The 15,799-nt window shown below is 44.5% G+C and carries 5 protein-coding genes; 3 read left to right on the top strand and 2 right to left on the bottom strand.

Annotation, left to right across the window (positions count from 1 at the left end):
* Positions 1–271: 271 nt before the first annotated feature.
* A complete protein-coding gene (locus A5883_RS13210) occupies positions 272–1,234 on the bottom strand; it encodes a biotin--[acetyl-CoA-carboxylase] ligase (protein ID WP_086338826.1) in 963 nt (320 codons plus the stop codon).
* Positions 1,235–1,667: 433 nt separating this feature from the next.
* On the opposite strand from A5883_RS13210, the gene rpoB reads away from it, so the two are divergent.
* Together rpoB and rpoC are read left to right on the top strand one after the other, a co-directional pair.
* Positions 1,668–5,285, top strand: a complete 3,618-nt coding sequence (rpoB, locus tag A5883_RS13200) for a DNA-directed RNA polymerase subunit beta (RefSeq protein WP_008381746.1) — start codon at positions 1,668–1,670, stop codon at positions 5,283–5,285.
* Positions 5,286–5,372: 87 nt separating this feature from the next.
* Positions 5,373–9,023, top strand: coding sequence for a DNA-directed RNA polymerase subunit beta' (gene rpoC / locus A5883_RS13195; protein WP_015510610.1), 3,651 nt, complete (start codon positions 5,373–5,375; stop codon positions 9,021–9,023).
* A 218-nt stretch (positions 9,024–9,241) separates the two neighbouring features.
* On the opposite strand, the gene A5883_RS13190 is transcribed toward rpoC, so the two are convergent.
* Positions 9,242–10,660 (bottom strand): helix-turn-helix domain-containing protein, encoded by a 1,419-nt coding sequence (locus A5883_RS13190; RefSeq protein ID WP_086338825.1) that lies wholly within the window; start codon positions 10,658–10,660, stop codon positions 9,242–9,244.
* A 298-nt stretch (positions 10,661–10,958) separates the two neighbouring features.
* On the opposite strand from A5883_RS13190, the gene A5883_RS13185 reads away from it, so the two are divergent.
* Positions 10,959–15,799: Spy0128 family protein (locus tag A5883_RS13185; protein ID WP_086338824.1), on the top strand; the 4,841-nt coding region annotated here is incomplete at its 3' end.

Raw genomic sequence — 15,799 nt, 5'->3', positions numbered from 1 at the left:
TGAAATAGCGCATAAAAACTGTAGAAAAGACATGATAAAAGAACGAGCATCCTACTTAGTATGAAAAGATGAGGCTCGCTTTCTCTGCGATCCTGATTGCAACAGTAAAGTTTTAGTGACGGTGGCTAAACCCGATAGAAAGGGGAGCTGCCTAGGTTGTTCTTTTGTATGACCCCTCGGAATAAGCAGATCTGTTTATGGAGCATTTATGCTTGACTGATTCCTTACGAAAGCAGCGAATCAGCAAGCGGATTTGCGACTTTTTGCAGCATCAATACCGTTCCAAACTGATTTCTCCAGAAGAAAGCACCTTGCGCTCCGTTGCTGTTTCCACCACTAATTCACCGGTGTTAGTAATGTCTTTGGCGATTCCTTCATAGGTCACACCTTGTTGTGTAAACCGAACGGTGCGGCCCAAAACGAAGGATTTCTGCCGATAGCGGGCCATATAATCCATGTCAGGCAGCTTTGCCAATAATTGGAAGAAACGGCGCCAAATTTCTTGGATCAAGGTTGCCCGAGAAAAGGTTGGATACTCTTCACCAGGAAAGAGTGAAGTCGCTTTTTCCCGAATCTCTACTGGAAACTGCTGTTGCGGAATCGAAAAACTGATGCCGATACCGATCACAACCGAGGTAATGCGGCCTGTTTCAAAGTCACTGGTTGCTTCAGACAAAATACCGCAGATTTTTTTTCCATCTAAGTACAGATCGTTGACCCACTTAATGGCCGTTTCCTTCATTAGAAGGGCATCGATGGCTTCTGCGACTGCCACCGCAGCCAAAACGGTATATTGCGGCAATTCTTGAAACGCTTGGTTGGGTTTTAAGAGCAAGCTCATGTAGATCCCTTGTTTTTTCGGTGAGAAAAACGGTCGTTCGAAGCGGCCATGACCGCCTGTTTGCGTTTCGGTCAAAAAAAGGGCGGGGGTTGCCAGTCCATTATCCAAAGCGGCGATCTTGGCTTCTTTCATGGTGGACTCAACAGCATCCTTGATTTGAATCGTGGGGATCATCGGCAAGGCGGCTGCAAGTGCTGCTTGATCGTAGCGGTCAGCGGAGACAAAGCGATAGCCGTTGGCCAAGTGTTCGAAATGATAGCCTTCTTTCTCAAGTTCTTTAATGGCTTTCCAGACTGCTGTACGAGAGATCGACAAGGCTTGGGCTAGTTTTTCTCCGGACAGTACAGTATCTTCTTTTTGTAATAAGGTCAGTATTTTTTCTTTTGTCGTCATAAGGATATCCTTCCTAATGTTTCACGTGTAACGTTTTCGTTAGCATAGCAAGAAATCGGCAAAAAGCAAAGTAGTTTCTTACGAAAAACAGTCCGCACTCGGTTCATTTTTTTCTTTAGAAAATCTTAGGAAATGGGTGCGTCAGAAAAGCATTGTAACTTCCAATGAAAGCTTGACAGAAAAGTGCTTCATCTGTATAATAAGGAGTTGCAAAAACTATCTGAACGAAAAAAGCAGAAACGAAATATTGTCCGTTTCGGCTTAGGAATAAGGAAACAAAAGTAGAAAATGCCCAATGCATCCGTTCTATTTTTGGTTTTTTTTTGCCTAAAAGCCGCAAAAAATGCTTTCTGTAACCTATATTTAATATTTGTTACAGTTTTGTAAATAATCGGATAGCCTTTTTGAAAGACTTTATGAAGAGGTGAAGAGCTTGGCTGGACACGTAGTAAAATACGGAAAGCATCGCGAACGTAGAAGTTTCGCACGGATCAGTGAAGTATTAGAATTACCGAATTTGATTGAAATTCAAACCGACTCTTACCAATGGTTCCTAGATGAGGGCCTAAGAGAAATGTTTGAAGATATTTTGCCAATCGAAGGATTCAACGGTAACTTGTCCCTAGAATTTGTGGATTATGAATTGAAAGAACCAAAGTATACAGTAGAAGAAGCCCGTGCCCATGATGCAAACTATTCGGCACCATTACATGTTACTTTGCGTTTGACGAACCGTGAAACTGGGGAAATCAAATCCCAAGAAGTATTCTTTGGTGATTTCCCATTAATGACTGAACAAGGAACCTTTATCATCAACGGGGCAGAACGGGTTATTGTTTCTCAGTTGGTCCGCTCTCCAGGTGTATATTTCCATGGCAAAGTCGATAAAAACGGCAAAGAAGGCTTTGGTTCAACTGTTATCCCTAACCGCGGTGCGTGGTTAGAAATGGAAACTGATGCCAAAGATATCTCTTACGTACGGATTGACCGTACCCGTAAAATTCCTTTGACGGTCTTAGTCCGTGCCCTAGGGTTTGGTTCTGATGACACGATCTTTGAAATTTTCGGCGACAGTGAATCATTGCGCAACACGATCGAAAAAGACTTGCATAAAAACGCAAGCGATTCTCGTACCGAAGAAGGATTGAAAGATGTTTACGAACGTCTTCGTCCAGGCGAGCCAAAAACAGCAGACAGCTCACGCAGCTTGCTGAACGCACGTTTCTTCGATCCAAAACGTTACGACTTAGCAAATGTTGGTCGTTACAAAGTAAACAAAAAATTAGACTTGAAAACACGTCTATTGAACTTGACCTTAGCAGAAACCTTGGTTGACCCTGAAACAGGCGAGATCATTGTTGAAAAAGGCACTGTTTTGACTCACCAAGTCATGGAAACACTAGGCGCATTTATCGATAATGGCTTAAACAGTGTAACGTACTATCCATCAGAAGATGGGGTCGTGACCGAACCAATGACCGTCCAAGTCATCAAAGTCTTTTCACCAAAAGATCCAGAACAAGAAGTCAACGTGATCGGTAATGGCTATCCAGATACTGCTACACGTACGGTTCGTCCAGCAGACATCATTGCTTCAATGAGCTACTTCTTCAACTTGATGGAAGGCATTGGCAATGTCGATGACATCGACCACTTAGGAAACCGTCGGATTCGTTCTGTTGGTGAATTATTGCAAAACCAATTCCGGATCGGGCTTGCTCGGATGGAGCGTGTCGTGCGTGAACGGATGTCGATCCAAGACACCGAAACCTTGACACCGCAACAATTGATCAACATTCGTCCGGTTGTCGCAAGTATCAAAGAATTCTTTGGTTCTTCTCAGTTGTCACAGTTCATGGACCAAACAAACCCACTGGGTGAGTTGACCCATAAACGTCGTCTATCTGCCTTAGGACCTGGTGGTTTGACCCGTGACCGTGCCGGCTATGAAGTCCGAGACGTTCACTATTCCCACTATGGCCGTATGTGTCCGATCGAAACGCCTGAGGGACCAAACATCGGGTTGATCAACAGCTTGGCCTCTTATGCCAAAGTCAACAAGTATGGCTTCATTGAAACACCATACCGTCGAGTTGACCGCGAAACAGGCCGTGTTACTGACAAGATCGATTACTTGACTGCCGATACCGAAGACCACTACGTTGTGGCCCAAGCAAACAGCTTGTTAAATGAAGACGGCTCTTTCGTAAACGACGTTGTTATGGCGCGTGCTACTTCTGAAAACTTGGAAGTTTCGATCGATAAAGTCGACTACATGGACGTATCACCAAAACAAGTAGTCGCAGTCGCAACCGCATGTATTCCTTTCTTGGAAAACGATGACTCCAACCGTGCCTTGATGGGTGCCAACATGCAGCGGCAAGCTGTACCATTGATCAATCCGAAAGCACCTTGGGTTGGTACTGGTATGGAATACAAATCAGCACATGACTCAGGAGCTGCTTTGTTATGTAAACATGATGGGATCGTAGAATACGTGGATGCAGCCGAAGTGCGCGTTCGTCGTGACAATGGCGCATTGGACGTTTATTCTGTTACCAAATTCCGTCGTTCAAACTCAGGAACCAGCTACAACCAACGTCCATTAGTAGCACTTGGTGAAAAAGTCGAAAAAGGCGACATCTTAGCAGATGGCCCATCTATGGAACAAGGCGAAATGGCACTAGGACAAAACGTCTTAGTCGCATTCATGACTTGGGAAGGGTACAACTATGAAGATGCCATCATCATGAGCCGTCGTTTGGTGAAAGATGATGTTTACACTTCTGTCCATATTGAAGAATATGAATCAGAAGCCCGCGACACAAAATTAGGACCTGAAGAAATCACTCGCGAAATCCCGAACGTTGGGGAAGACGCATTGAAAGACCTAGACGAAATGGGGATTATCCGCATTGGTGCGGAAGTCAAAGATGGCGATCTGCTTGTTGGGAAAGTCACGCCAAAAGGGGTAACGGAACTTTCAGCAGAAGAGCGTTTATTGCACGCAATCTTTGGTGAAAAAGCCCGCGAAGTGCGTGACACTTCTCTACGCGTGCCTCACGGCGGCGGCGGAATCGTCCACGATGTCAAAATCTTTACCCGCGAAGCTGGCGATGAATTGTCACCAGGTGTGAACATGCTGGTTCGCGTTTATATCGTTCAAAAACGGAAAATCCATGAAGGGGATAAAATGGCCGGACGTCACGGAAACAAAGGGGTCGTTTCTCGCATTATGCCAGAAGAAGACATGCCTTTCTTACCAGATGGCACACCAGTCGACATCATGCTGAACCCATTAGGGGTACCTTCTCGGATGAACATTGGACAAGTATTAGAGTTACACTTAGGAATGGCTGCGCGTCAACTAGGCATTCACGTGGCAACACCAGTCTTTGATGGTGCCAGCGATGAAGATGTTTGGGCAACGGTTGCTGAAGCAGGAATGGCCAGCGATGCCAAAACAGTGCTTTACGACGGACGTACCGGCGAACCATTTGATGGCCGCATCTCCGTTGGTGTCATGTACATGATCAAATTGGCCCACATGGTCGATGATAAATTGCATGCCCGTTCCATTGGACCTTACTCATTGGTTACTCAACAACCATTGGGAGGAAAAGCCCAATTTGGTGGACAACGTTTCGGAGAGATGGAAGTTTGGGCACTGGAAGCATATGGTGCTGCTTACACCTTGCAAGAAATCTTGACCTACAAATCAGATGACGTGGTTGGTCGTGTGAAAACATACGAAGCGATCGTCAAAGGGGAACCAATTCCAAAACCAGGTGTACCAGAATCATTCCGCGTATTAGTAAAAGAATTGCAATCACTGGGTCTAGACATGCGTGTCCTAGATATCGATGATGCAGAGATCGAACTACGTGATATGGATGATGACGATGATGATTTGATCACCGTTGATGCCTTAACAAAATTTGCGGAGCAACAAACAGCCCGCGAATTAGAACAAAAAGCACAAACAGAAGCTAAAAATGCCGCCGACGCGTTGAACCAACAAATCGAGACAGCAGAAGATCGCTTGCAATAATAGACGGCCCTCGCTATTTCCGCCACTAGCGGAAATAGCCCCCGTTCTATCGGATATGTCCATGAAATGAAATGGAGGGAACCTTTTTTGATCGATGTAAATAAATTCGAAAGTATGCAAATCGGTTTGGCTTCTCCTGAAAAAATCAGAAGCTGGTCTTATGGTGAAGTAAAAAAACCAGAAACCATTAACTACCGTACGTTAAAACCTGAACGCGAAGGGTTGTTTGACGAGCGTATTTTCGGTCCAACCAAAGACTGGGAATGTGCTTGCGGCAAATACAAACGGATCCGCTATAAAGGCATCGTTTGTGACCGTTGCGGCGTGGAAGTAACACGTTCAAAAGTGCGTCGTGAACGCATGGGACACATTGAATTAGCAGCACCAGTATCACACATTTGGTACTTCAAAGGCATTCCTTCACGGATGGGTCTTGTCTTAGACATGAGCCCACGTGCATTGGAAGAAATCATCTACTTTGCTTCATACGTAGTGATTGAACCAGGAAACACCAGCCTTGAGAAAAAACAACTATTGACTGAACGGGAATACCGTGAAAAACGTGACCAATACGGTCAAGAATTTTCAGCAGCGATGGGTGCCGAAGCCATCAAACAATTATTAGATGGCGTTGATCTTGAAGGCGAAGTTGCTGAATTGAAAGAAGAATTGAAAAACGCAACTGGTCAAAAACGGACGCGTGCGATCCGCCGTTTGGATATCTTAGAAGCATTCCGTGCTTCAGGAAACAAACCAAGCTGGATGGTCATGGACGTTATCCCAGTTATCCCGCCTGATTTGCGCCCAATGGTGCAATTAGAAGGTGGACGTTTTGCCACAAGTGACTTGAACGACTTGTATCGTCGTGTAATCAACCGTAACAACCGTTTGAAACGCTTGTTAGACTTGAATGCACCAAACATCATCGTTCAAAATGAAAAACGGATGCTGCAAGAAGCAGTCGATGCCTTGATCGATAACGGTCGTCGCGGCCGTCCAGTCGCAGGGCCAGGGAACCGCCCATTGAAATCTCTTTCTCACATGTTGAAAGGGAAACAAGGTCGTTTCCGTCAAAACTTGCTAGGAAAACGGGTCGACTACTCAGGTCGTTCAGTTATCGTCGTTGGTCCATTCCTGAAAATGTACCAATGTGGTCTGCCAAAAGAAATGGCGATCGAATTGTTCAAACCATTCGTGATGCGTGAGCTTGTTTCTCGTGAAATCGCGTCAAACATCAAAAATGCCAAACGCAAAATCGAACGTCAAGAAGACGAAGTTTGGGATGTTTTAGAAGATGTTATCAAAGAACATCCAGTGCTATTGAACCGGGCACCTACGCTTCACAGATTAGGTATCCAAGCATTTGAACCAGTCTTAGTTGAAGGCCGTGCCATTCGTTTGCACCCACTTGTTTGTGAAGCCTACAATGCCGATTTCGATGGAGACCAAATGGCCGTTCACGTACCATTGAACGAAGAAGCGCAAGCAGAAGCACGTATGCTGATGTTAGCAGCCCAAAACATTTTGAATCCAAAAGACGGAAAACCAGTTGTAACACCATCTCAGGATATGGTCCTAGGGAACTACTACTTGACGATGGAAGAAGAAGGCCGTGAAGGGGAAGGCATGATCTTCCGTGACATGGACGAAGCAGTTACGGCATGGCGCAATGGCTACGTGCATTTACACACACGGATCGCCATCAATCCAAACACTTTAGGGGACAAACCATTCACGTCTGAACAAAAACAACGTTTGATGGTAACAACGGTAGGTAAAGTGATCTTCAACTCGATCATGCCGCCAGAATTCCCATTCTTGAACGAACCGACTGACTACAACTTGACGGTTCAAACACCAGACAAGTACTTTATTGAAGCTGGTACAGATGTGCCTGCCTTCATTAAAGAACAAGAGCTTGTGGGCCCATTCAAGAAGAAAAACTTAGGAAATATCATTTCAGAAGTCTTCAAACGTTTCCGCATCACTGAAACGTCACGCATGCTTGACCGCATGAAAGACTTAGGATACAGCCATTCAACAATGGCAGGTATCACCGTTGGTATCGCTGATATCATGAACTTGCACGAAAAACATGACATCATCGACAATGCCCACAAACAAGTAGAAACGATCACGAAACAATTCCGTCGTGGTTTGATTACCGATGACGAGCGTTATGAACGAGTTATTGGTGTTTGGAATGCAGCCAAAGATGAAATTCAGTTAAAACTGATGGAATCATTGGAAGCGAAAAACCCAATCTTCATGATGTCTGATTCCGGTGCCCGTGGTAACATCTCCAACTTTACTCAGCTTGCTGGGATGCGTGGATTGATGGCCGCGCCTAACGGACGAATCATGGAATTGCCGATCATCTCAAACTTCCGTGAAGGTCTATCTGTCTTGGAAATGTTTATCTCGACCCATGGTGCCCGTAAAGGGATGACCGATACCGCCTTGAAAACAGCCGATTCCGGTTACTTGACACGTCGTCTAGTTGACGTTGCCCAAGATGTCATCATCCGTGAAGACGATTGTGGCACTGACCGTGGTTTAGACATTCAAGCAATTCGCGAAGGAAACGAAATCATCGAATCCTTAGAAGAACGTTTGATTGGACGTTACACACGTAAATCAGTGATCCATCCTGAAACTGGCGAAGTCCTTCTAGGGGTCAATGAATTGATCACTGAAGATTTAGCTAAAGCCATCGTGGACGCTGGTATCGAAACAGTATCCATTCGCTCTGTCTTTACATGTAACACCAAACATGGTGTATGTAAACATTGTTATGGCCGCAACTTAGCCACTGGTTCTGAAGTTGAAGTTGGGGAAGCAGTCGGTACCATCGCTGCCCAATCAATCGGTGAACCTGGTACTCAGTTGACCATGCGTACTTTCCATACCGGCGGGGTTGCCGGAGACGATATCACGCAAGGTCTCCCTCGTGTCCAAGAAATCTTTGAAGCCCGTAATCCGAAAGGACAAGCGGTCATTACCGAAGTTACCGGAGAAGTCATCGATATCTCAGAAGACCCTTCAACTCGGACCAAAGAAGTGACCATCAAAGGGGAAACCGATACGCGTACGTATACCGTTCCTTATACTGCCCGGATGAAAGTAGCAGAAGGCGACTTTATCCATCGTGGTGCGCCATTGACGGAAGGATCGATCGATCCAAAACAACTGTTACAAGTTCGCGATGTCTTGTCTGTTGAAAACTACCTATTACGAGAAGTTCAACGCGTTTACCGGATGCAAGGGGTAGAAATCGGCGACAAACATATCGAAGTAATGGTTCGTCAAATGCTGCGTAAAGTCCGCGTCATGGATCCAGGTGATTCAGGCATCTTGCCAGGAACATTGTTGGATATCGCCGACTTTAAAGACCGCAACTACGACACATTGGTAGCCGGCGGCGTTCCTGCAACTAGCCGTCCAGTCCTATTAGGGATCACGAAAGCATCCTTGGAAACCAACAGCTTCTTGTCTGCTGCGTCCTTCCAAGAAACCACTCGTGTGTTGACCGATGCAGCGATCCGCGGCAAGAAAGATCCACTTCTTGGATTGAAAGAAAATGTTATCATCGGTAAGATCATCCCAGCTGGTACTGGTATGCCTCGTTACCGTGAAATGGAACCAAAAGAAGTAACAGTTGCCAGCGAAAATGTCTACAGCATCTCAGACATCGAAGCACAAATGGCTGCTGAAGACGCATTGAACAGCCAAAACTAATCAATGCCCAGCACCTGATTAACTCAGTGTGACGGAAAAGCTTGTCATTCTTCGGAATGGCAAGCTTTTTTTGTAGTTATATAGGATCAAATGTTGAACGCTCTTGGCATACTAAAAAGCCCCGCCAAAAGTGAAACGAAGCTTGTATCCTCAGAAGTTGCTCTAACTTCTGAAGGGATAGCACTTCAATAGCTCCTTTTGAGGGGCTTTTTTGTTTTTCATCGGTCTTCCTGCCGTTTTTGTAAATTGGCGATCCCTTTTTCCTGAATCTGCTGCGCAATAAAAGCCAAGTCATTTGAAGTCAGATTGATATCCGCATAATGAAACACATTTTTTCTGCTTGAAGGTGTCAGATTGCCGATGATCAGATCATAGGTCTCATCCAGCATAGTCAGTGAAAACGAGTCTAGAGGATTTAAAATCGTGATCGTTAGCTGATAGGGAATAAACTGTTGAATTTTCGTCTGGATAAATTCCGTATGGTAACTATTCGTATCATAGAACAAGGCTAAGTGAAAGTCAGCATTGGCGTCGATGATTTCTTTGGCAAAATTGGGAAAAGAAGTATGAAAAATATAAATCAGGTAATTGATCGTACTTGGTCGAATGATCGGTAAACTCGAATGGGTCAAAAGCTGAATGATGTCTTGGTTGACTGCTTGCTGAACAAAATCACAATTAGCAACAAAGCGGTCGAAGCGATCATCCAAAATGCAGTAAGGAACCTGCAGATTGATCCCAAGAAAATAGGAAAAGACGACGGCATCCAGCTTTTCTTCAAAATTGCTTTCACGGTAGTTGTATTTTCGAAACAATTGCTTCGTCAAATGATAAAATTCTTGTTTGGTTTTGTGAAAGACAGCGGGGTCTTGCCCAATGTGCGTCGTGACATAGCCAACCATTTTTTCTACATAGGCACGGGTGTAGCCAGTAAATTCACTCAAGTCGATTTTTTCTAAAAAATACTCGATATGATCCGCATTGGTTTCAGAGGCAGCAAAACGGTCACGCTTCGTATTGATATAGATGACAAAAGCGATCTTTTTGATATCGGAAAAATAGAGATTTAAGGGCGTCGCTGCTGCCATAATATGGGCGATTTTCAAAAATTCCTGTTCTTGATTGATGTTGGCGTCGATAAATTCATATTGGTATTTCTCCAAGAAGAAAATCAGAAAAAATTGGCGAATATTCTTTTCATTGCCTTTTAACTGGATAGGTTTGGTTGCGATAAAGAAATCAAAAGGAGCCAGAATCAAGTTGATCCTCTTAATTAAACGAATAATCGATGATTTGCTTAAATTTAATTCCAGCGCCAGCATATCATAACTGGTAAAACTGGAAGAAAACAATAATTCCAGTAATTGAAACGCAGAAGAACGGTTCAAAAAGTGGCTGTAAATATCCAAACGAGTAGCAAAGGGATGTAAGTGCAAGCGAACCGCTGAAAAATCATCAAATTGTAAGTCCAGAAACGAAAATTCATTGTCAATTTCTGCGATATAGGTTTTTGCTGAGGACATGGAGATAGAAAATTTCAGTGCTAAATCGTGAAGACTGGTGCCTTGATCGTCCAATAAATACTCAATCAGCTGTAGTTTCTTTTGTGAAGTGGATGATAACAATTTCCGTAACATATTTTCCTCCAAGCCTCCTTTTGACTAAATAGTATCATGTTTTTACATGTATTCAAAAAAATTACCTGTTGAATTTTTTTTGAATACATCACCACGTGATAATTTGGGAAAATAGAAGTGTGGGATAGTAGTAACACGTTTGATGCAAGTAGCAAAGACCTAAATCGTAGAATCATGGGGAGGGGGAAAAAAGCAGTTGTTTGTTGGGATATCTTGCTCACTGTTGAACAATTTTATTCGTGGAGCACTTCCGAAATCAATTGAATAAAAAAACTTTATACAAAAGGAATGAATAATCATGAAAAAGCCATTTTCTATCTATATATGTTTGCTGGTGTTGCTTGGTTCAATTGTTTGTGAACCAACGATCATATTGGCGGAAGCACTTAACGCAACCGATAGCACGCAACGGACGACAGAAACGCTAGCAAGTAGCGAAGCAGAGAGCGAAACGATCGATTCGGAAAAAGCACCGACGGACTCATCTGGGACAGAGGAAACACAACCTACGACTACTCAATCTACAGAAGCACCAACTACCGTCCCTAGCGAGAGTCAAGAAACCCAAGCATCTTCGACATTGAATCAAAACAGTATTCAACCGCGAGCACCAGATGCTGAGACGGAAACGGAAGCTTCGGCTACCGCGGAGAATCTTAGTGCCAACCTAAATGAACGGGGCGTGCAGCTATTTGATAATGTTCGGATCACTGACTTAAACGATCAACCCTTCACTGCCGAAAATCCACCGATGTATAACGGCAACATCAAAATCCATTTTGACTGGTCGTTAGCAGACACGGAAGAAATTCGCGCAGGCGATTATTATACGTATCAATTGCCAGACTATTTTGCCATTCATAATACCGTTAGCGGCGAATTGACTCGTTCTGGCGGACAATCGATCGGAACCTTTACCTTGGATCATGATGGTACATTGACCGTCACGTTTAATGAGGCCGCACAGACATTATCCAATCGTTCGGGGACCATTGATCTAATCACGGAATTAAGTGTGAGTACTGTTACTGAAGAAGTGACGATTCATACTGGGATCTACGATGAAGATGGTCATGAGATCATCATTACATTGCCGATTTATGAAGTCGATATCATTAAGACTGGTAATGTGACTTCCAGCGGTTCAGTGGTTTGGGAAATTATTTTTAACCAAACCAGTCGTGAATTGCACGATGTGGTGATCACCGATAAGATGCCTCAAGGCTTATCTTATAGTACCTCGACGGGCTACTTGTACGATGAAGCTACCAAGGAGTGGGTTCGTACCGATGGCTTATATACCTTTAACAGCGTCAACAACACGTTTACCTTCAATCAAACGGTTAATCAACCGGTTCGAATCGTGATCAATAGTGCAGTCACCGATCCAACGGCTTCTTCTTTCAAAAACACGGCAACAATCAACGGTAGCGATTTTACAGAAAAAACCGCAGAAGCAACGGTTACCTACGATGAACAATCAGAATACAAACGATTTAAAGGCTACGATCCAGAAACGAAACGAGCATCTTGGGAAATTTCCGTTACATTGGACAAAGATCAAGCCAGAGTTTTGGATCAGACCTACTCGGGAACAGATCCTGAAAAAGCCTTGCACTTTTTTGTTCCAGAAACTTTGGTGATCACTGACAAAGACGGTAATCCAATCCCTTCAGAGGACTGGTCCTTTGATGGGACAGAACAACAGAATAAAGAGGGGGAAATCGTACGCTTTGGCATCACGTTTGCCAAAGCTGGCTACTACAAGATTCAATACGATACCCAGCTGTATGAATCGGTTTTAGCCGATACCCGTATTTACAACTACGCTTCGGTCCGCGACAATCAAAATACCTCGTTGACGGGCAGTGGGATCGTGACGCCAACCAAAACGATCGGTGTCGTGAAAACAGCTGGCACCAAAGATTATGAGACGAAGACTGTCGCATGGAAGATTGATGCCAATACCAATCAGCAAACAGTTAGCGACCTGATCATCGAAGACCGCTATCAATTGATCTCTGGCGCAAACAGCAGCGCACTGGCCTTGTTGGCGGATACGCTGGTAGTGACGGCGAGCGGCGTGACCGAGCCTTTGGTTCTTGATACCGACTATACGCTGGAGCTGATCAAAGAAACGAAAACACTGACGGACGGCACAACGAAGGAACTTGAGACGGGTTTTCGCATCAAGCTGCAAGGGGCGTACCAAACGACTTCAGCAACGATCACTGTCAACTTCAAAACCAGCTTTGATATCGTGCAACAGGGTACGTTACCGGGCAGCTCTACCGGACGTTTTAGTAATGCAGCGTTTGTCCATTATAAAGACGAAGCTGGCAATACGTTCACGGAAGCTTCTGAAACCAATACATGGATGGACACCAGTTGGTTAAAAAATGCCTTGAAATACGGCCTATTTATTGGTGAAGGCGAAGATGTCGCCACCGCGATTAAAACCGTATTTAATCGAGACCTAGGAACTATTTTTGATGAGCAGACCGCTTCTAGCGATCAAGTCTATTGGATGGGGCTATTCAATACGTACAAAGAAAAAATCAACAAAGATGCAGTCATCACTGACCAGCTGCAAGAAGGCCAAACCTTGAAATACTTGGCGCTTTACACGGTCACAGTAACTGGGTATACGACGCAAGTCAGAGCGCTGAAAGAACAATTGGTGGAGAATGAGGATTACATCTACACCTATGATCCTGATACGAAGAAAGTTACGATCACCTTGCTGAAAGAAACGTCTGAAACACTGGCGGTCTTCTTGGCAACCGAAGCAGCTGAAGAGGTATTTACCTACAAAAATACCATCACATTGACGGACAATGACACAACCTTGACTGCCGATGGCCAAGTCGACAAGTCCGCAAAAACGGACTGGTTGATGAAAAACGGCAGCCAGAATGCCGACAACAATCGGTTGATCGATTGGGAAATCATGATCAACGCTGACAGTCGCAAAATCCACAATGCGGTAGTCACCGATACCATCAACTACAATCAGCACACCTTTTTACGCGATGCCAACGATGCCGTGATCGTAGACGTGTATGAAGCGGTCTTAAACAATGGCACGTGGGAAAAAGGAGAAAAAGTCACCTTCACCAACGAGGACAATCCGAAAATCACCTCGGATGTGGTAGCAGGTACGCAATCGTTAGTGATCGCTTTTGAAGAAATGATTGATAAACCGTACTTTATCGTTTATCAAACACAGCTTGATCCTGGGATTTTGAACAATGAACGGGTGGCCAATAGTGTCAATTTAACGGGTAGTGAGATCGAGATTCACACAGTGACCAAAGAAATCACCATCAAATCGACAGACGGCAGCGGAACCTCTTCTGGGACGAACGGCTCCTTGACGATCGTGAAATACGATGCCGATGGCACCAAAGAACGAGGGATCGATGAAGAAGCAGTTTTCCAATTAAGCCGCAAAAATGCGCAAAATACCTATGAAGTCATCTTGTCGAATCTGGTGGTCAAAAACAATCAAATCATGGAAAACGGCAACGCCATTGATCGGATCGATAATCTGCGTTACGGCGATTATATGATCCAAGAAATCACCGCACCAGAAGGATACGAACGAGATGCGACTCAGTACACCTTCACTATCTCTGATAAAGAAGTCAATTATGTCTTTGAGCTAGCCAACAAGCGAGAAATCAAAGAAACGACCCATGCTTTGAATGTCCAGAAGCTGCTTCATGGACGCGAGCTGAAAGACGGCGAATTTACTTTCTACCTGGTGGATGAAGCTGGCTCTGTGATTCTAACCCAAACCAATGACGGTAACGGTCAAGTCACCTTTGACGACATCACTTACAATGAGCCTGGCGAGTACCATTACACGATTCGGGAAAAAGCCGACAGCGATCCAACCATCACCTATACAGACAAAGAACTAAAGGTAACTGTGACAGTGACAGAAGAAGATAATCAGTTGATTGCGACAGCAGTCTATGAAGGCAATCAAGTCTTTGAAAATGACTATACACCAAAAGCTGGCAGTGTCGTTTTGAATGCTGAGAAAATTTTGACGGGTCGAAGCTTGCAGGCAGAAGAATTTGACTTTGAACTAGTTGATGAAGCAGGAACTGTGCTTCAGACAAAAGCCAATGATGCCACTGGCAAGATCTACTTTGACGCTCTTCCTTACGATAAAGCAGGTGAATACCGCTACACCATCCGTGAGAAAGCAGGAACTGACGACACCATCACCTACGATGAAAAAGAACTTGCAGTAGTTGTGACCGTCACCGATGAGGACGGGCAGTTGATTGCAGTAGCGGAATATGAAGGCAATCAAGTCTTAGAAAACAGCTATCAACCACAAGCAGGCAGTGTCGTACTAAGTGCCGAGAAAACCTTAACTGGTCGTACGTTACAGGCAAATGAATTTGATTTTGAACTAGTCGATGAAGCAGGCAACGTACTTCAGACAAAAGCCAATGATGCCACGGGCAAGATCTACTTTGACGCGCTCCCTTACGAGGAAACAGGTGAGTATCACTACACCATTCGTGAGAAAGCAGGAACTGACGGCACCATCACTTACGATGCAAAAGAACTTGCGGTAGTTGTGACCGTCACCGATGAAGACGGACAGCTCACGGCAGTTACCGAATACGAAGGCAATCAAGTCTTTGAAAATGACTATACGCCAAAAGCTGGCGGTGTGGTCTTGAATGTAGAGAAAGTGTTGACGGGACGCGCGTTAGAAGCCAACGAGTTTGCCTTTGAACTAGTCGATGAAGCAGGCGATGTAGTACAGACGAAAACCAATGATGCAACTGGCCAAATCTATTTCGATGAATTGACGTATGACGAAATCGGCGAATACCGCTATACGATTCGAGAAAAAGTTGGCGCAGATAGTACCATTACCTATGACACGAAAGAAATTGGCGTTGTTGTGAAAGTCACCGATGAAGACGGGCAACTGGTGGCAACAGCAACGTATGAGGGCAATCAAGTCTTTGAAAACGGCTATACGCCACAAGCAGGCAGTGTCGTACTAAGTGCCGAGAAAGTCTTGACCGGCCGCACCTTACAAGCAAATGAATTCGACTTTGAACTAGTGGATGAAGAAGGGAACGTTCTTCAAACAAAAGCCAATGA

The organism is Enterococcus sp. 5B3_DIV0040 (assembly GCF_002140755.1).
GTDB classification, from domain to species: domain Bacteria; phylum Bacillota; class Bacilli; order Lactobacillales; family Enterococcaceae; genus Enterococcus_D; species Enterococcus_D casseliflavus.
Note: the sequence above shows the minus strand (reverse complement) of the source record. Positions and strands in the feature narration are given on the sequence as shown.

Excerpts from the sequence above, each read along its gene's own strand:
- A5883_RS13210 (WP_086338826.1), bottom strand. The coding sequence starts at position 1,234 with ATGACGACAAAAGAAAAAATACTGACCTTATTACAAAAAGAAGATACT.
- A5883_RS13190 (WP_086338825.1), bottom strand. The coding sequence starts at position 10,660 with ATGTTACGGAAATTGTTATCATCCACTTCACAAAAGAAACTACAGCTG.